This window comes from Acidobacteriota bacterium, from assembly GCA_019347945.1.
Classification (GTDB): domain Bacteria; phylum Acidobacteriota; class Thermoanaerobaculia; order Gp7-AA8; family JAHWKK01; genus JAHWKK01.
This window is the reverse complement of sequence record JAHWKK010000004.1, coordinates 95,866-114,831: the sequence shown is the minus strand read 5'-3', so window position 1 is coordinate 114,831 and position 18,966 is coordinate 95,866. Positions and strand designations below refer to the sequence as shown.

Below are 18,966 nucleotides of genomic sequence, written 5' to 3'. Positions count from 1 at the left end.
ATGAACCGGCGTGTTCAGAATCATCATCGAACGGGGGTCGAGCATACTCGGGGACCGGATTGTCGACGGCCCCTTCGTCTCGATCGGACGAAGCGAAACCAACGACGTCGTTCTCGATGACGCGGCAGTTTCGGCGAGCCATGTCGTGCTCAAGGTCAACGATGACGGATCGGTGACCGCAATCAACCAGAGTGCGAAAGGAACGATGATGAACGGTCGGGCGATCACATCCGCTCGAATCGAAGGGCCGGTCGAGCTCGAGATCGCCTCGTTCAAGCTGACGGTGCTGCCGCAACCGCAGAGCGGGGAGACGACCGAAGAAAACATCGAGGCCACTCACGATACGACCGTTCAGTCCGAGATTCCCCGAGGACGGGATGCCCGTCCGACGATGGCGGAAAATACGGCGGAGAATCCGATGGCATCGCTTCGACTGCGCCTGGAGGACGGCTCGGAACGGGAGTTCTCGCTCGGCATGACCACAATGATCGGACGGAGTCACGACGCCGACATCGAGCTCGATGCACCCGACATCTCGCGCCATCACTGCACCGTCTTCCGCCGGGCAGGGGCGTTCTATCTGAAGCGGCTCTCCCGCGTGAATCCCGTCGCCGTGAACGGGAAGAAGCTGGGCGAGGGAGAAAACCGACGGCTGGTCGCCGGAGATGTGATCGACATCTGCGGCACACTACTCGACTTCGACGCGAGCTCGTCCGCGAGCCATCGCATCCCCGAGGGGGGCTCGAATCTCGGAATGAGCTGCCGGGTGAGCCAGGGATCGGGTGGCTCGAGGAGGATCGAGATCATCGGCTTTCTCGGCGGCAAGAACGCCCCGGTCTTCGAACGAGAGCTCGATCAGCTCGACTCCGGCGTGACCCGGCTGACGATCGACCTCGGATATGTCGTCGGAATCGATGACGGTGGGCTCGAGAGCCTCGCGCAGGCCGTCAGAGTGGCCTCAATGCGCGGAGTTCCACTCCGGCTGGTCAGCGCGTCTCAGCGGATCCTCGACCTGATCCAGGCGTCCTCGAGACGGGCTGTGATCGCGCCGCACCTGTCGGACGCTTCGGTCCATGAGGAGGCTCGCTGAGTGGCCTTCTTCTGCATCAATTGCCGATCGGCGACCGACCCCGAATTCAAGGCATGTCCATACTGCGGAGAGCCGATCACCGACTTTCTCCGGAAATACATCGAAGAGCCGATCGACGGCAAGTACAAGATCCTCTCCCGGCTTGGAATCGGCGGAATGGGCGAGGTCTACAAGGTACTCCACCTTCACCTCAATACTCCGCGCGTGATCAAGCTGATGCGGCCGAGCATTTCGGCCGACGAAAAGACCCAGTGGCGCTTTGTCCGCGAGGCACGGCTGGCGACCAAGATCAACCACCCGAATGTCGCGTCGCTGTTCGATTTCTCCGAGCTCAGTGACGGCTCGTTCTACATGGTCTGGGAGTACATCGAGGGAATTACGTTTTCCGATCTGATCCGCGCGCGCAAGACTCTCGCTCCCTCGCATGCAGTGCGGCTCTCGATTCAGGCACTGGCCGGGCTCAACGCGGTGCACAAGGCCGGGGTCGTCCACCGCGACATCAGTCCGGAAAATATGATGGTCACACGCGACGAGGATGGCGACGAGCTCGTCAAGATCATCGACCTCGGAATCGCCAAGCAGTGGGACGATACGACCGACGAGAAAACCAAGACGGGGATGTTCGTCGGGAAGTGGCGCTATTGTTCGCCCGAGCACCTCGGGCTTCTGAAGAGCGGAGAAGTCATCGATGGGCGCGCCGACCTCTACTCCTACGCGATCGTGCTCTATCAGATGCTCACCGGAGTTCCGCCGTTCGACGCCCAGACCCCTCACCAGTTCGTCGTTCTGCATTCGACAGCCGATCCGGACCCGCTGGAATCGAAAAATCCGGAACTCGTGAATCTGGGCGAGCTCGAGGCTGTGATCTTCAGGGGACTCGAGAAGGATCGGGAAAAGCGGTTTTCCACCGCAAGCCAGTTCCTCAAGGCGCTTCAGTCTGTGCTTCCGGATCTTCCGAGTGCGGACGAGGAGTTGTCGCAGACGCTCGATACGATCCGGTCGCTTTCCATCCGCGACGACGATCAGGAGCCGATGACGGCCGAGACGATGGCGGCGACCGAGGTGCCCGATCTGTTCGACGAACCGGGTGAGGTGGTCGGTGGCGATCAGACGATTCAACGGGAAGTCGCCGACGTTACCGACGTCACGGTGACCCAGGAAACGAAGGGCTCGTCTGCGCCGCCGACCATCGCAGACCAGCGAGGAGAAGGCTTCGAGAGCGCCACGCTGGACCGTCCGGTCCATGCCACTCGCGGCGATGGAGAGTCTGCGATTCCGTGGAAGTGGATCGGCCTGGCTGCGGTGATTCTTCTGATTGCCGGGCTCGGGTGGTTCATCGCGTCGCGAAGCGAGCCGGAGGTCGCCGAGCCGGGTCGAAGCCCGGTCGCGGCATCGGTCTCGACGCTTGCAGTCGATTCCTTTCCATGGGCCACGGTCGAGTCGATCACCGATCTCGATTCCGGACGGGATGTCCTCGAAGCGCCGGTTCCGACACCCATGACTCTCGAGATCCCGGCCGGTCGATACGAGATCGCGGTGCGGTCCGGGCGATCGAACGACGTTGCCAGGCAGACCTCCATCGTAGAGCCGGGTGACCGAGAAGAGGTGCATTTCGATCTCGCTCCCGACGAAGCCCCGCTTCCCGAGTTCAGGAGCGCATCGAGATGAAGCGCTTCACTCTGATCGCAATCGTCGTCGCGTTCATCTGCTCGTCTGCCTGGGCGGCGAAGCTGGAGGATGTCTACGCGGAAGGCCTGCGGGCAATCGAACAATCCGACTGGAACACGGCGATCGCGAAGATGAAGGAAGCAATCGCGCTCGACCCGACTCCCCGCGAGGGGATTGTGATCCGGCGCCAGCGGGTGACCTACATCCCGTGGTACTGGCTCGGAAAGGCTCACGCCGAACTGGGGCAACGCGACGAGGCGCTGTCGGCGTTGAGGCAGAGCGACAACTATCGAGTCATTCAGAAAACCCCGAACTTTGCGGACTTCCGGCAGTTGAAGGCGTCGCTGGAATCCGGAGCCTCACGACCGGACAACGCCGGACTCGAGGCTGCGAAACAGCGCAGCGACGAGGCGATGAAGAAAGCACTCGAGGCGCAGGGTCGCGCCATCGCGGCAGGTGCCACCCGGGAGAACGACTATCGAAGTGCGGGGACGAAGGTTTCGGAAGCGAATCAGGCCCGACGGCTCGGGACCTCCGCCGGATACGAGACGTCGGTTGCGGCGCTCGAGGAAGCGGTCCGGCTTTTCGACAGCGCAATCGCGGCGTCCCGACCGACGACCCGAACCCGAATCGTGAGGGGCCGGGAACAGCCGACTCCGGTTCCCGGGGCGCCGGTGGAAGAGGAAGAACCGGCTCCGGCGGAAGAGCCTGTCGTCCTCGCCGAGAGAGAGCCGGCACCGCCGACTCGGGTGACGTCGCCTCCCCCCGAACCGCCGACGAGTCTCGTCGCAGAGCCGGTTTCGAGGGTGCAGTCCGCTCCGCCCGCGGCACGCGAACGGGTGCCCTCCGAGTCGAGAGTCACGAGTGAGGTCATCGAAGCGTTTCAGGCGATCGCATCCGGGGACCGGGAATCGAGCACGCGGATGCTCGACCGCGTTCTCGCGACCGACCGGTCGAATCTCGAGGCGCTGATGCTCCGCGGATATTCGCTGTTCGTCGAGTCGGTGATGAGCGGGGAGGCTGCGTTACGGGATCGCGCGGCAGAGGACTTCCGGGCAGCTCTGGCCGTCGATCCCGGCGCGCGTCTCGATCCCGCGTGGTTTTCGCCCCACGCCATCGAGTTCCTCGAGCAGATCCGCGCCGCGATGTAGGCAGGGTGACGTGCTTTCCGCGACAATTCGTCTGTGTGCCACAATGATTCGTGGCGAATCGTGGCAGAGACTGGCTCAAGCAAGCCGACGCCGACCGCAGGCTGGCCTGCACGGCTCTCGAAGGTGAAAGCTATGAGTGGGCATGTTTCGCTGCTCAGCAGGCGGCCGAGAAAGCGGCCAAAGCGATTCACGAGCTCGAGGCAGTTTCCCCGCGGGGTCATTCGGTCAGGGGACTGATTGAAGCCATCGGGGATCCGGCAGCAGGGAAAACCCTGATCGACGCGGCACGAGAACTGGATCGACATTGCATCCCGTCTCGCTATCCGAACGGTTTTCCAGAGGGAGCGCCGGTGGATTTCTACACACAGGAGGATGCAAAAAGTGCCATCGAGCGTTCTGAAGCGATTCTCGAATGGTGTCACGATCGAGCGAGACGATCCTGAGGCGGTTGAGCAGGCTGTTCTCGGGCTTGCGGCAAAGCTGGCGGAAACGCATTCGGAAATTCGCCGCATTATCTGGTTCGGCTCGAGGGTTCAGGGGCGATCTCGCGTTGGAAGCGACGTCGACCTCTGCCTGATACTCTCCGGGGATGACGGCCGGTGGTTCGATCGAATCCCCCGCTATCAGCCGGACAACTTTCCCACGGATCTGGATATCTTTCCGTACACCGAACGGGAGATCGAGCTTCTCGAGAAGAACCGGCCTTCCTTTCACGCCTCGATCATGTCCGGCCGTGAGCTGTACCGCAGAGAGGCGGCGAATGAGTGACATCTCCTGAACCCCCGCGTACGGGAGCGCTCATCCGCTCTGTGGCCGTTTTCTCGTCGTTCGGATACCGAGCTCTCTCGCCTGATAGGAGAGCGCCTGGCGGGTGATCCCGAGTCTGTCGGCTGCGCGGGCCATGCTTCCTCCCGTCGCGAGAAGTGCCTTCTGAATGAGATCGCGGCGGAACCTTTCGAGCTCGTCCTTGTAGTGCCCTTCCTTCGGTCTGCGACTGACGGCCTCGCGAATACGCTCGGGAATGTGCTGGAGCTCGATCGAGCGCGTCTGGCCGGCCAGCGCATGGGATGCGCGCACCACCTGGGCAAGCTCGCGAACGTTACCGGGCCAGTCCCACGACTCGAGAGCAGCGGCGGCTTCGTCCGAAAATCTGGTCGCACCATCGGGATACTCTCGAAGCTCCTTCCGGAGAAAGTGCTCGGCGAGGTTGCGAATGTCGTCACCTCGCTCGCGGAGCGGAGGCAACTGAATCTCTGCTCCGCGAACCCGGTAGTAGAGATCCTCCCGGAATCGCCCGGAGTCGACCTCGGAGGCGAGGTCGCGGTTGGTTGCCGCGACGATCCGGACATCCACGGTTCGGGTGGTGGAATCGCCGACGCGGCGGTACTGACCCTCCTGGAGAAGCCGGAGGATTTTCGCTTGAATCGACAGGGGCATCTCTCCGAGCTCATCGAGAAAAAGCGTTCCTCCGTCGGCCTGTTCGACGAGACCGACGCGATCGCGATCCGCGCCGGTGAATGCACCGCGAACGTGGCCGAAGAGCTCGCTCTCGACCAGCGATTCCGGGAGCGCAGCGCAGTTGACCTCGATGAAAGGACGGGAGCGACGGGGGGAGCCGCGGTGAATGGCGAGAGCGGCAAGCTCCTTTCCCGTACCCGATTCACCTCCGATGAGCACCGGAATGTCGCGAGGTGAGATCATTCTGATCGTCTCGAGCGACTGCAGTAGTTTCGGAGAAGCCCCGATGATCAGGTCGTGAACCGAGGGCGCGGGCTGAGATGCCGCAGCCCGTTCTGCATCGACGATGCGCCGGTAGCCGTCACGGTCGGCGAGAGCAGAGATCAGCCTGCCCCAGGCATCGAGAGTCGGTTCTCCGAGCTCGTTCCCCCCGTCGACCCAGAGCAGGCGACTGTCGGAAATCCGAACGACGTCGGGCGGAATGGTGCCGATCCATTCATCGAGAGTTTCGTCGTCGCGCGTTTCGGTTCCGACGATCATCCATCGGGCGAGCCGATTGCGGGTCGCGAGAAACCAGTTTCGTCCGCAAATCGGGCGAACGTCCTTATCTTCCAGATCGAGACCAGCAATCGTGAACAGCGCGTCTTCGGAGGAAAGGTCAGCGTCGAGACGAATCTCGACGCCCAGCGCTCTGGAGAGCTCAGTGATCGCCGACCGGATGCGATCGCCGCCCGCACCCCGATGGCTGAGACCGAGTGCCGAGCGAAGGAGAAGGCGTTGCTCCGACCGATTCGATGGAACGGGAAGCTCGATCTCGTCGCCCCCGAGGGTCGCTTCCTCGAGCTCGATCACGCGACCATTGAAATCGTCGGTTCGGGTGGCCACCTGTCGGAGTCGCGCGCGCGCGAACTGCCGGCGCCGCTCGAGCTCTTCGCAGGTCGCCGGGGCTGTGATCTCGTACGAATCGCCGCCGCAGGCCCAGCGTGCCTCGTGAAGAACGAGCTCCGCCGCTACGAGCAGATCTCCGCTGAGGCTTCCGTCCCTGATCAAAGCATGAGCGAGATCGCCGGAGGTTTTGAGATCGAATCGAATCAGAGCGAGCTGGGCGCGCAGGAGGTCGATCTCCCGCTGGCGCCGATCGTCACCGTGAGAAGCGTAGAAGCGGTCGAGCTTGTCGATGATTCTCTCTGCCTGTGAAGTGCGGCCATCGTCGGCGAGGAGAAAGGCGAGCGTGAACAGGACACCGGCGGACGCGCGATCTCCCTGTGCGCGCTCGATCCGGGAGAGCGCCGACCGGCCGTGCTCCCGCGCGGCACTCCAGTTTCCGGACAGGAAGCCGGCATAGAAGCGATCGACCGCAGCATCGATCTCGCAGGGTAGGTCCGGCGCGTGAAGCAGAGCTCGCTCGGCGGCCTGCGCTGCTTCTGTGAACTCGCGGCGCGACATCAGCGAATATGCGAGGGAGCGTTCTGCGTGATAGCGATCGGTGTCGAGCGCCATCCAGGCGTGGGAGGGAGTGGTTCCGCGATCGAGAGCGAGAAGGAACTCTTCGAAGCCGAGCCGTGAGCGACGCCTCGCGTCGAGCTTCCGCTTGCCGAGCGACTCCAGCGTCGCAGCGGCGTCATCGAGCTCTCCCGTCAACCGGAGAATCTCCGCCTTGAGGATCAGACTGTCGACGTCGTCGAGTGCTGCGACGAGATCGAGAGCTTTCGAATAACTCCCCTGACGGCGATGCGCCACGGCACAGAGATGACGATGGTCCGGCTTTGTCTCATCGAGGATCGAGAGTGCGTCGTCATAGAGGCCCTGGGAGATCAGTGAACGCGCTTTCCTGAGAGCCAGGCCTGCATGAGGAGCGGCGAAAACCGAAGGGAGCGATCGGAGCGCCCGGTCGAGATCCTCGGGGTGCAGGTCGCCATCGCGCTCGGAAAGAGAGGTGGCGGCATCCCTGTAGAGCGCATTGAGAATGAGCGTTTCCGAAGCGCGCAGCGGATCTCCACGACTCGCGAACGATCTCGAAGCGAGCTTCGCGATGCTGTTCCGGACGTCACCTGGAACGCTCGTGACGAGCCCTTCGCGCAGATCAGCCTCGAAGATCAGTTCCCCATCGACGAGCGGAATGGCGTCCGATCCGAGTGACTCGGCTTTGACTCCCGCTCCGACCGAATCGAGAATTTCGTCCGCGATCGTCAGAGGAACACGGTCCCCCGCGACGGCGACCGCAGCGAGAAAAGAGCGCTCTGGCTCCGCGATCGTCACATGGGTACGGCCCCCGAGCAGCATCGGCGCAAGACCCGTTTTCAGAAAAGAGAGATACGCGGGAGAGGTGACGAAGCTGGTCAACTCCTCATGATCGCGTGAACCGAGCCGTTCTTCGATGAGCCGCGCTGATCGAACCGATGGTGCCATGATTCGAACCATCGGAGGACCGAGCCGCCTCGCGTTCGCTTCTTCCGAAAGCCTGTCGTCATCCGAGATCACGATGGTGGCGTTGGATGAACGGAGAGCCTCCAGGACCGAGCGGCTCCAGGGATCGAGCGCCGACGACGATTCCAGCCATACGACCGGGGGATGATCGTCGAGTATCCGATCGGCGAGGTGGTGGGGATCGGATCCGGCTGAGGTCCTGCCCCACTCCGGACCGAGCGCGGATCCCGGTTCGAGAATGGAGCTGCCACGGCCTCCGGCCGTCAGCAATCTTTTGGTCGGATCGAGCCGGGTGATCCGCTCGAATGGAAGCTTCGAGTGTCCGTGTCGGATGAAGACGCTTCCCGGACTGTCGTAGACCAGTTGGAGATCATCCGGGGAGACGAGGATCGAACCGTACCCGGCGCGCCGAAGCCAGCGCCGGTCGTGCTCAGGTAGTCCTGCATCCTGAATGACGCTCTGTGCATAGACCTCGTCGGCGCGAAACCAGGCGTGGTCGAATACGTGAAGATCGCGAATCCCGAGATAGTCCGCCAGGGCCTCGATCCACTCCGACGGCGCAATGCCCTCTGCAGGCGCTGCGGAGTCCGGGGCGGCGAAACGTCGAACGAGTCGGACATCCTCGCCGCGCTTGCGATGGACGGCCCATTGATCAGGATCGAGCTCGGTCTCGGCGATTCCCACCGCTAGAAGCATCGCCTGATGAGCCGCGGCCTGCGCGAGAATCGAAAGGGAGTCGCGGTGGGACCATTTCCTCGATGCGAGTGGCGAAGCGGATTCCAGGTCGGGATCCGGCCCGACGCGCCCCCAGTGGGGAAGGGTCGCATGCTCGACAGCCGCGAGAGCATGTCGATCCCATGAAAACGCAGCGAGCGAGAGCTCCGCCTCGGCGGAGGGTCCCGAGCCCTTTTTCGACATGCCGGAATTCTAACGAATTTACGGCTGAAGGGCTCCACTCAGGTCGGGACCCCGAAGGGGATGACCTGGCGAGACGGCTTCTTCTGGTCATGAGCTAGTCAAACTAGTTAACAGAGGGCCAATTCCTGGCGGAACGTCCGGAATTGCCGCAAAAAGGGCCCGGTGATTTCCACCGGGCCCTGAGTGTTGGATGAAGCTGAGAATCAGAAGCGGAGGCGCGCCGCCAGCTCGAATCTCCGTGGTGCGTACTGAAGTGACGGAACGCCGAACAGCGAGCTTCGCTCGACGGGGTTCGGTGAGTAACCGGTCTGGTTGTCGAAGAGGTTGAGAATCTCGGCGATCAGCTGGAGGCTCGTCCCTCCGAGCGGGATGTTCTGCGTGTAATTGAGATCGACCTGGTAGTGGGCGTCCGTGGTGCGTGATCCGGCAGGCTCGGCGTACCGGTTGGTGCTGCTCGTGGAACCCGTCAGATGGGAGTAGGGCTCGTAGTTCCACGCCTCCCACGCATGGCCGGACTGATAAAGGCCGAAGGCGCCGAAGGTGGCGGCCCATGGCAGGTCGTATGAGCCATAGAGCTTGAGGAGATGACGGCGATCACCGCGCAGATTTCCGTACTTATTGTCCCAGATCTGGCGCCCGGCGCCGTCCGCGAGGAACGATGATCCGATGAACGTCGCGAAGTCCCCTCCCCTGAAGGCCGAGGTGCCGTCCTGGTCGAAATTGCCGTAGTAATGGCTCCAGGTATAGGTGCCGCGAAGCATAGAGTTGTCGGTCGCGCGCCAATCGGCCTCGAGTGTCGCTTCCCAGTACTTGGTGAAGGCGCCGTCGAGCTCGGCGATGACGTACGAGGAGCCGCTGCCGATCTGGTCGCGCTTTTCATTGAGATCGGGAATATAGAGCTCGCGAGGGATTCCGGGCGGAGGCTCGAACCTGACCCGCGCGTTGTTGTTTGTGTCTTCCCAGAAGTTGGCCGAATAGCGGTAGCGAACGTAGGCTCGTCCCGCGAGACCCGGAGTGACCTGCCGTCCCGTGCCCACCAGGTACTCGTCGGTATAGCGTGGATCCATGTCCTCGACGAAGAGTTTGCCGGAGCTGCCGCGGAGCTGCTCGCTTCCGATCAGAACTCCGTTCATGTCGTAGTAGGCGTCGGTCACGAGACCGAGGGTGTTGCGATCCCAGGATGCGGCGCGTGGCAGCGAGCTGGCCGCAGGGTTGTAGCGGGAGTAGCTGGCATAAACCGTATCCGAGCCGTTGTAGGCCCAGGTGGCTCCGAGGCGGGGCTGGATCTGGTCCTCGAAGTCGATCTCGTACATCTCGTACTTGTTGCCGGGGGCCGAAACGAACCCCGAGATCGTCGAGGGATCTTCGCGAAGTCCCTGGCCGTAGAGGGTGTCGTTGGAGAGCATGACACCGACGTTGAACGACCAGTTGTCCATCCGGATCGTGTCGTTGATCTCGATGTTGCTCGACTCGAATTCGGAGTGAATGACCTGCCCCGGATCATCGGAGAAGTTGGATCGCTGATATCTCGTCTTGAAGAATGCCGGCTGGCCATTGAACTCTTCCTGCCCGCCAAGCACGGTGATGACGCCGAAACCGTTGGAGAAACGGGAGAGATCTTCCTCGTCACGGTACCACTGATAACCGATGTGAATGTCGTGAGTCAGCATGTCGCCGAGGGTGATGTCGTAACCGAGCTGATAGCTGGTCCGGTAGAAGTCCTGATCGTTGAACGTGGACGCCGCTCCGACCGCTCCGCCGCCGGTCCGCACCCCGTCACGAAGGAAACCGTAGCGCTCGACGAACGGTGCAGCAAACGCGTTGAACGCCTCGTCATCGCCCAGAGACGGAACTAGGAATAAACCGAGCTGATCGAGGATGTCCAGGTTGAGGTTTCCGCCGGGGATCACGTCGAGAATCAGGTCGGGACGCTCTGACGTCAGAAGCTCGTAATCATTGTATTTCGCGGTGACGAAGCTCCGGTCGGTGACGATCCATGATCCTTCGAAGATCCCGATGGTCTGCGAATTCGACTCACCAGTCGATGTCGACGGCGTGGAGAAGGAGCCGATGCTGGCGTTTCTGGCCTCGCGATCGGAATCACGGTAGCTGATGTTCAGCAGAAGATTGCTCATCGGTGTGAACGTCATTTTGCCGAAGTACTCGTCGCGGGTGCTGTCGAAGTCCGGAACCTCGCCGTAAGCGTTCGCCCGGTTCTCGCGGTCGACCGTCGGCCGGTAGTAGGAGCCGTAGACGAAGAGCATGTCCTCGACGACGGGTCCGCCCACTCCGAGCGAAAGCCAGTCGCGATTCTGATCGAACGTCGACCCCGTGACGCCGTCACGGTCCGCGATCATGCTGTCCGTCTGGATCTCATATTTCAGATCGCCCGACCATTCGTTCGTGCCGGACTTGCTGACCGAATCGATCGTGAATCCCCCGGCTCGATTGAAATCGACTGCCTTGGCGCCACCCTTGACGACTTCGAGCTGCTCGATGTCATGTGCCGATGGCTCGGCGGCGAGCGTTCCGAAAAGAGGAAGGGTGACGTTGACGCCGTCGAACTCGTAGACGTTGTCCTGTCCACTCCCGCCCGCGGACGGTCCGCGAACCGAGGTTTCGGTGTACTGAATGGCCGGAGCCAGCTTGAGCAGGTCCCGATACTCCTGACCGAGGGGAAGCTGGTCGAGCATCTCCTGGGAGACGGAGCTTCGGATCGCGGTGGTGGTCGGATCGGTGAACGGAGCGTCGGCGGTCACCACGATCTCCTCGGCCAGCGTCGCGAGACCGAGGATCGCGTCGACGACCGACTCCTGACCGAGACGAACGTTGACATTGCGTTCCTGAGTGGCCATCCCGGCCAGGCTGAAGCGGACCGTGTACTGCCCTACCGGCAAGGCCGGAATGCGGTAGTCGCCGTTGAGGCTGGTCGTGACCACACGCGTCTGAGGCAGAACATTCGAGCTGGCCTCGACGGTCACCCCCGGTAATCCTCCGCCGTCGGAGGCTCTCACCTGCCCGATGATCGTCCCGGTCTGTTGCGCGAAGAGCAGGGAGCACGGAACGGTGAAGAGTGCGACTAACAGAACTGAACGCAGAACACGTAACCTCGACATATTGCCTCCTCGGATTTGCATTTCCTTTCCGTATGGTAGTGAAAATGTACTTTTATTGACAACCTCGTGACGCGGACACCGTCGTGCGTAGCGACCGGGTACCGGAAATGATCCGATACGAGCGCAGCCCGGATCTTTCGGTTTCTGCCCTTTTTCAAAAGCGGTGAATAAGTTTGCCGGAAGGGCTGTTCGCCTGATTACCGCATTCGCATCTGCAGGCATTCAGTACGGTGAGTTACCCGAACGCTTCAGAGTGAACGCAGAATACTCTGAAGGAAGACAGGTGTAACCCATGCCATTTCATGAGCTCGGCCTCGAGCCGGCAATCACTACAGCCATACGTAACGAGGGGTATCTTCAACCGACCCCGATTCAGCAGCAGGCCATCCCCGAAATCCTCGCCGGGAGGGATGTCGTCGGCATCGCGCAGACGGGAACCGGGAAAACCGCGGCTTTCGTTCTCCCGATCCTGAACACACTCAGCCGCGGTCAGTCGAACAAACGGCCCCGTGCGCTGGTGCTCGCTCCGACCAGAGAGCTTGCCGTGCAGGTCGAGGAGAGCGTTCGCACGTACGGAAAAGGACTGTCGCTGCGGCTCACCGCCATCTATGGTGGCGTGAGCGAGAAGGGACAGATCCAGGCCGTCCGACAGGGTGTCGACATCATCGTCGCGACCCCGGGGCGACTCGAGGATCTGCTTCGCCGGAACCTCGTCGACATCGGCGGGATCGAGCTTCTCGTGCTCGATGAAGCGGATCGAATGCTCGACATCGGCTTTCTTCCGGCCATCCGCCGGATCGTTCAGAAACTTCCGTCGCGACGCCAGTCGCTGCTCTTCTCGGCAACTTTTTCGCCGGAAATCGAGAAGATCGCGCAGGAAATGCTCCGCAATCCCGTGAATATCGAGATCGGAGCGCGCTCACGCACCTCGGATCTCGTCGAGCAGTTTCGATACGGAGTCGTGCGAGAGAGCAAGATCGACGTTCTCCTCCACATTCTCCAGGACGAGAGTCTGTCCAAGGTTCTCGTCTTTTCCCGCACCAAGCACGGCGCGGACAAGATTCATCGCAAGCTCAGCGCTGCAGGCATCTCTTGCGAGCGGATTCATTCGAACCGCACGCAGGCGCAGAGAACCTCCGTTCTCGACAAATTCAAACAGGAACGCGTCAGAGTTCTCATCGGAACCGACGTCGCCGCTCGCGGAATCGATGTCGACGGCATCTCTCACGTGATCAACTTCGACTTTCCGCCCCAGCCGGATGACTACGTTCATCGAATCGGCCGGACCGGACGGGCCGAGGTCTCGGGGATCGCGATCAGTTTCGTCACGTTCGAGGACGAATCGGTCGTCCGAAGGGTCGAGAAGGTCACGGGTGTCGAGATCAAGCAACTCCACATCGAGGGACTGACAATTCCTCCGGTGAAGGAACGAAGCCGCAAATCGGCGTCGTTCTCCAACCGCCGTCCGACGGGCCGTTCCCGCGGATTCCGATCGGGCCGCAGCAGAAGCCGGCCCTGAGATCCGTCTCGCTCGGTTGATTCGCCCGCGCCCGGGCGTCTCGGGCGCCCACTGCAACCAAGTGGTCCGCAGGTTGCGCTATCCCCTTCGTCCAGATTTCGGTTCGAAGGGAGTAAATGATGAGAACAAAGTACCTTGCGACGGCAATGGCGGCGTTGGTCGGGGCTGCTGCACTGTCCGTTTCTGGTGAACCGCGACCCCCCGAGAGGACAGAAAACCACTCTGCCCGTGTCTCGGTCAAGGGCCTTCGCGGCGTTTTGTCGGGTGTGACGAGGAGCTCCCGCACGCCTCAGCGGCAGCGGCCCTACGGGACGATCGTAATGCCCGTCGCGGGTGTGACCAATCACGAGCTGCGCGACAGCTTCGGTGATCCGCGCTCCGGCGGACGAAGCCACCAGGGGATCGACATTTTCGCTCCGCGATGGACGCCGGCAGTTGCCGTCGTCGACGGTCGGGTCGCATCGATCCAGACGGGTGCACGCTCCGGAAAGGCACTCCGGGTCAGTGGCAGAGACGGCCGCTCGTATTTCTATGCCCACCTGGAAGACTGGGCTGATGGATTGCGCGAGGGACTCGCGGTGCGCGCCGGCGATCTTCTTGGCTATGTCGGAAACAGCGGGAACGCGATCCATACGCCTACACACCTCCACTTCGAAGTGCGTGAGCGGAGCAGAGTCATGAATCCGTATCCGGTTCTGGCTCAATCTCGAACGATCTACGATGAGGATGTCCGCATGGCGAGTGCGAAGGAGCCGCGATCTCGATCACCGCGTCGCTCGATCTGGAGTCTGATCTTCGGTCGCTGAGCCGCCCGCTTCAGCCGGATCATTCACGACGAATGCATCGAGGATCTGACCGTCGAGAAGCGAACAGTCGCGAGTAGCGCGCTCCGAAGCGGGCAATCGGTGCCGGCCTTCGAGCACGATTCTCACGGATTCGAGCGTTCCGGGATGGACTCCTCGGTTCAGGAGTTTGGTCCCGAGGCCGCAGGTCGGGAGGATCCGGAAGTGAGCATCGAACAGGATTGCTCGCGGTGTGGAACGGTGCTCCATCAGGAGCAGGACTCCGCGTTCGGATGGTACGACCGGCTGACGTGGCGCCGCCTCCGGTCCTGGAATCGAACAGGCATCGAGCCAGCTCTGCTTCTGCGCCTCCTTGTGGAAGAGCGCGTGCTGCCGGAAGGAGACGACCGGCCGGAACAGGACGACCTCGACGTCGTGGATCTGGCCCATCCGCCAGGCGCGTACGTTTCGTTGATCGAGTCTGACGGGCGACCAGGGCACATCCCAGTGAACGATCCGGCGGGCGCGCTGAAGATTGAGTCCTTCGCCTGCGAGATCGGTCGCGACGAGCGTGTCGGCCCCGCCGGTGCGGAAGAGCTCGATCGCCTCGAAGTGGGAACAGGCAACGCCGGATCGCTCGGTCCGTCCCGCCGTGACGACGACGGCTCGCACTCCTGCTTCGATCAGTCTCCGGTAGATCTCGAGCGCGGACTCTGACCAGCTCGAGAAAATGATGGTCGGTCCATCGACGAACAGTTCCGTCAGCGCGTCGAGCTTCGGGTCATCGGGCGGGATGATCCGGGCGATGCGATCGATCGTGTCTATTTCCCGCTCGAGCTCTTCCAGATCATCAGGATCTTTGAGAGGAATTCCGAGGAGAGACGGAAAGAGCGGCAGTTGCCACAAGTCCGAGTCGATCGCGAGATCACTCAAATCCGATCGTCTGCCGAGGCGACGGCCGCGCCGGGCCATTGAAAGAGCCCGGGAGCAGAAGCGTCTTTGTCGGATCAGGGACGAACGAAGTGCGCCGTAACCCGACTCCAGCCTTGCGAGAAGGAATGCGCGCTGAAGATGGGCCGAATCGCTCAGGCTCAGCGGGAACGTCAGTGTCTGGAGCTCGCGGGCCAGCGCGGTCACCTCGGCCGCCCCGGGTCTGCCGATGGATCTCCAGACGAGACTGCTCGACGCGACGGGATCGAACCATGACCGATCGCGTCGGAGAACGAGTGCCTCGAAGACGATGGAGATCGCCCGGCGATCGCGATCTGCGAAGGCTCGGGCGATCGATGCCACGCCTTCGCAGCGAAGCGCGGAGTCGCTCGCAAAGATTCGAATCAGAGCCTCGAGATCGTCGAGCCCGTTCCAGAGCGGCGTGGCCGTGACGAGAATCAGCGAGTGATTGCGAGCGAGAGTGTGGAGTGTCTTCCAGCCTCGTGTCGACGGATTCCTGAAAGCGTGAGCTTCATCGATGATCCATCCGTCGAGGGGAGGAAGATCGCGGCGCCCGAGCAGGCCGGTGGAAACGATCTCGACTGCGAGATTCTGCTTCGAAGCTTCCTGTCGCCAGTGCGGAACGAGCGAAGGGGAACAGATGACGCCGAATGCAAGACGATCACGGCGTAGCAGATTTGAGGCAGCCAGCGCCGTTCGGGTCTTTCCGGTTCCGACGTCATCCGCGAGAACCGCGCCACCGTATCGCCTGATGCGGTCGACGAGCCATCCCGCCCCAATCCGCTGGTGTGGCGAGAGCTCGCCGACGTTCGACTCCACAGCCGAGCCGAGAAACTCGAGAACCGAGGCGAATCCCTGCGATTCACGGTTGGGCGGATTGTCCCGGATGCCGACCATCCTCGAGTGCTTCTCCGATCAGTGAAAGTTCTACGAGACGGATGCCGTAGGCGGTCGCAGCGATCTCGTCGATTCGCTTTCCGTGATTTCCGCCGGCGTGAGCCGCTGCGCCGAGTCGTGCGAGCCTCTTTCGAAGGGGCGAGGACGGGTCGAGTCGCGGAAACGGAATCTGGCCGACCGTGGCTCCGTAGAATCGATAGTGACCATCTTTGGCCTGATCGGCGAGCGCGATCGCGAGAAACGTGCAGACGGCGGAGTTCAGCATCGCCGAGAGGTAATGCGACTCTTCGCGGCTGAACGTCTGCAGTCCGTAGAGCGTCTGGTTGGGAACGAGCGGAATGGAGCAGCCGTGAATCCGTCGCCGCGGCGCAAGCGCAACGCACTCCAGGCGCGTTGCGACGTCTTTCCAGACGACTTTCATTCCGAGGTGTGCGGGGGAGACGAAGCGAGGCCTCGAATCGAGTGTCATTCTGAGGAAGGTCGCCGGCTCGCAATTCCATCGACGGACGTCTCTTCCGCGAGCACAGAGCGCGGCCTGGTCCAGCGGAATCTGGCCACCGTCTTCGAGCTCGAGAAACCGATCTCCGATCCGGCTCACCCGCAGAAAGTGCTCGGCATTTCCTCCAGTCCTGATTCCCATGAACGGCTTCCGCCGTAGCACTTCCTCGAGGGTTCGATGCCGCTTTCCGAGCGAGTCGATCAGCTCGAGGAGCTCCGGCGGAAGAAGAAGCCATCGGCCGCGATGACTCATCCGTTCGCGTGAAACCTCGAGTGTGGACGAGTCGCGAAGGATGCGGACCGGTCCCGCAACGGAGGCGCGCTTCCCGACCGTGAGCCCGACCGGGAACACATCGGCGTCGAAGATCGACGAGTCGCGAGACCAGTCATGAACGGCGAGCAGGGAATGGTTCTTTTCGATTCGCTGCCGGATCGGCAGGCCGTAGTTCGACTTCAGAATCTTCGATGGAACGAGCATCGCGGCAACGCCGTCCGGCGCGAGGCGGTCGATTGCAGCTTCGACGAACAACGATGCCAGATCGAACTGTCTCACCCCGCCTGTTCCGCCTCTTGCGCCGTCGTAGACTTCGGCCAGTCGTGCTCTGGTAGCGGGGGGAACGCGGGAAGAGCGGACCCACGGCGGGTTACCGACGACGAGATCGAAACCGTTCTGCATCGCTTCGCCAAAGTGCACTTCCCACGAAAAGGCATCGACGCTCCCTCGCTCCGTGCTTCGCAGCTGTCGGGTCCGTTCGCGTATTCGCCGTTCGGCTTCGGCAATATGTGCCGTTTCATTGGGTTGGCCCACGAGTGTCGATTGAGCTCGCAACAGGCGAAGGAGCTCACGATCTTCAGCGATGAGATCTCGAAGGATCGCCACCGTGATATTTCTGTCGAACTGGTGGAGTTTCTCTGAAATAAGACGAGATCCACTGCCGCCGGCGCGGTAGCGATCGAGCAGATGGCGCCTTCGACGGACTTCCTTTACCCAGCGGGACGATGCTCGGTGCCGGCTGGCGCCGATCAAGTCGAGCGGAGAAAGGAGCGAGTTTCCCTGGCGGATGTTCCTGTCGAGATTGGGGAGCGGCTGGATTCGGTGAGTCGGCACGTTCCGCTCGGAGCCCGCGACGGCCAGCCAGAGCCTCAGCTCGCAGAGCTCGACGGCCTCGGGCTTGAGATCGACCCCATGGAGTGAGCGTGCGACGATCCTCCTCCTGAGCCTGCGCGGCGGAGAGAAACCGGCCGCGCCGGCGAGCTCGCGGCTCAATCGCTCGATTGTCTGCATTACGGATAGGAGGAATGCGCCCGAGCCGCAGGCGGGATCGACGACTCGAGCTCTCTGAAGTCTCCGATACATCTGGCGGCTCTCGAACGCTTCGGTTTCATTTGCTTCGATCCGCTGGCGTTGTTCGGTGTCGCCGTTCGCAAGCCATTGAACGAGCGCGCTCCTGGTGAGGCGATCGACCACGGGTCGGGGGGTGTAGAAGCTGCCGCTTTCCGCACGTTCGTTCGACGACATGAGCGATTCGAAAACATGCCCGAGCATTTCGGGGTCGATCGAAAGCCCCTCGGAATCATCCTCGCGGATGGTGTAGGTGAACGGGTCGAACACTTTCTCCAACAAAGACGAGAGGATCTCGTTCGGAAGGGTCAGCGCGGTGTTGCGTCGCTCGAGTAGAGTCCTGCGGAAGAGCCCGCCGTTGAGAAATGGGATCGATCCGAGACCGGCCGCACGTGCCGAGCGTCTGGCAGCCGGGCGATCGAGAGCGCCGAAGAAAAGAGGGATCAGAACGGCGCGGTAGGCATTCCTTCCTTTTGCTATCGCCGCCCCGATCCGGTTTCGAAGAAACGACGTGTCGTGATCGAGCCATCCTTCGGCCTGAATGAATTGCAGAAACAGAAGCCGTGAAGCGAGTCGAAGCGCGAATCGGGCGGCTTCCGTTCGGGAGACGCCGAGGCGACTCGAGGTGATCTCCTCGATGTTCGCCACGCCGCCGCGAAAGCTTCGGAGAAAAACCATCGACACGTCTTCCCGGGCGAAGGCGGAGCGGAGCTGGCCGGCGAGCCGGTCGCCCGACCTCTGGTGTGCCCGAAGCGCATTGAGCCGGGCGATCAGATCGGAGCCCGGAGAGCGGGTGTCGATGTCGAGCCGGCGAACCGAGCTGTTCGAAATGCTCCACGCGGAAAGGTGCGAACCGTCGGCAACCGAAACGAGGGGGGTAAGATCGCGACTCCAGCGGAAATAGGATTCGATCAGGGCTTTTGCCTGAAGAGAAGCGCCGGGACCCTCGAGAGCGATCAGGTCGACCCTTCCGAGGCTTCCGGCGTGAATCAGGCGCACTGGAGGTCGAATCGATGGGTCGAATCCGCAGCGCCGCCAGTCATCGACATCGATCTCGACCGGGGTCACCGGAAGTTCGAGCATCTCGAAGAGCGCGGTGGGCGAATGACCGAGCCTGGTGAGGGAAGACCGGCTGATCAAGATTTGCCG

General features: G+C 62.1%; 11 protein-coding genes. 7 read left to right on the top strand and 4 right to left on the bottom strand.

Annotated elements, in window-relative coordinates; translation table 11 throughout:
- Positions 1-10 precede the first annotated feature (10 nt).
- The 5 genes from KY459_04035 to KY459_04015 are packed head-to-tail and all read left to right on the top strand — an operon-like array spanning position 11 to position 4,677.
- Complete coding sequence (locus KY459_04035) at positions 11-1,090, top strand: FHA domain-containing protein (protein MBW3563876.1); 1,080 nt, start codon at positions 11-13, stop codon at positions 1,088-1,090.
- On the top strand, positions 1,091-2,758 hold the full coding sequence (locus KY459_04030; GenBank protein MBW3563875.1) for a protein kinase: 1,668 nt from the start codon (positions 1,091-1,093) through the stop codon (positions 2,756-2,758). It begins immediately after the preceding gene.
- Positions 2,755-3,909, top strand: a complete 1,155-nt coding sequence (locus KY459_04025) for a hypothetical protein (GenBank protein ID MBW3563874.1) — start codon at positions 2,755-2,757, stop codon at positions 3,907-3,909. The genes KY459_04030 and KY459_04025 overlap by 4 nt, the downstream gene beginning before the upstream one ends.
- 50 nt (positions 3,910-3,959) lie before the next feature.
- A complete protein-coding gene (locus KY459_04020) occupies positions 3,960-4,352 on the top strand; it encodes a HEPN domain-containing protein (protein ID MBW3563873.1) in 393 nt (130 codons plus the stop codon).
- A complete protein-coding gene (locus KY459_04015; protein ID MBW3563872.1) occupies positions 4,282-4,677 on the top strand; it encodes a nucleotidyltransferase domain-containing protein in 396 nt (131 codons plus the stop codon). The genes KY459_04020 and KY459_04015 overlap by 71 nt, the downstream gene beginning before the upstream one ends.
- 30 nt (positions 4,678-4,707) lie before the next feature.
- Here the strand turns inward: KY459_04015 and KY459_04010 are convergent, their stop codons facing one another.
- Complete coding sequence (locus tag KY459_04010) at positions 4,708-8,712, bottom strand: sigma 54-interacting transcriptional regulator (protein ID MBW3563871.1); 4,005 nt, start codon at positions 8,710-8,712, stop codon at positions 4,708-4,710.
- 203 nt (positions 8,713-8,915) lie between these two features.
- Positions 8,916-11,828 carry a carboxypeptidase regulatory-like domain-containing protein gene (locus KY459_04005; GenBank protein ID MBW3563870.1) on the bottom strand — a complete coding sequence of 971 codons (2,913 nt, stop codon included), beginning with the start codon at positions 11,826-11,828 and terminating at the stop codon, positions 8,916-8,918.
- A 292-nt stretch (positions 11,829-12,120) separates the two neighbouring features.
- Between KY459_04005 and KY459_04000 the strand changes: the two genes are divergently transcribed.
- Together KY459_04000 and KY459_03995 are read left to right on the top strand one after the other, a co-directional pair.
- The gene (locus KY459_04000; protein ID MBW3563869.1) at positions 12,121-13,347 is read left to right on the top strand and encodes a DEAD/DEAH box helicase; all 1,227 of its coding nucleotides are present in this window, start codon (positions 12,121-12,123) and stop codon (positions 13,345-13,347) included.
- 119 nt (positions 13,348-13,466) lie between these two features.
- Positions 13,467-14,153: a M23 family metallopeptidase gene (locus tag KY459_03995; GenBank protein MBW3563868.1), complete on the top strand. Its 687-nt coding sequence runs from the start codon at positions 13,467-13,469 to the stop codon at positions 14,151-14,153.
- Here KY459_03995 and KY459_03990 read toward each other — a convergent pair.
- Both KY459_03990 and KY459_03985 read right to left on the bottom strand, forming a co-directional pair.
- Complete coding sequence (locus KY459_03990) at positions 14,112-15,977, bottom strand: DEAD/DEAH box helicase (GenBank protein MBW3563867.1); 1,866 nt, start codon at positions 15,975-15,977, stop codon at positions 14,112-14,114. The two genes, KY459_03995 and KY459_03990, sit on opposite strands and share 42 nt — an antisense overlap.
- A complete protein-coding gene (locus KY459_03985) occupies positions 15,943-18,957 on the bottom strand; it encodes an N-6 DNA methylase (GenBank protein ID MBW3563866.1) in 3,015 nt (1,004 codons plus the stop codon). Before KY459_03985 ends, KY459_03990 begins: the two co-directional genes overlap by 35 nt.
- Between the last annotated feature and the right edge of the window lie 9 nt (positions 18,958-18,966).

Bases quoted from the DNA above. Each gene is read 5' to 3' on its own strand.
- KY459_04025 (MBW3563874.1), top strand. From the start codon at position 2,755: ATGAAGCGCTTCACTCTGATCGCAATCGTCGTCGCGTTCATCTGCTCG.
- KY459_04015 (MBW3563872.1), top strand. From the start codon at position 4,282: ATGCAAAAAGTGCCATCGAGCGTTCTGAAGCGATTCTCGAATGGTGTC.
- KY459_04010 (MBW3563871.1), bottom strand. From the start codon at position 8,712: ATGTCGAAAAAGGGCTCGGGACCCTCCGCCGAGGCGGAGCTCTCGCTC.
- KY459_04005 (MBW3563870.1), bottom strand. From the start codon at position 11,828: ATGTCGAGGTTACGTGTTCTGCGTTCAGTTCTGTTAGTCGCACTCTTC.
- KY459_04000 (MBW3563869.1), top strand. From the start codon at position 12,121: ATGCCATTTCATGAGCTCGGCCTCGAGCCGGCAATCACTACAGCCATA.
- KY459_03995 (MBW3563868.1), top strand. From the start codon at position 13,467: ATGAGAACAAAGTACCTTGCGACGGCAATGGCGGCGTTGGTCGGGGCT.
- KY459_03990 (MBW3563867.1), bottom strand. From the start codon at position 15,977: ATGGTCGGCATCCGGGACAATCCGCCCAACCGTGAATCGCAGGGATTC.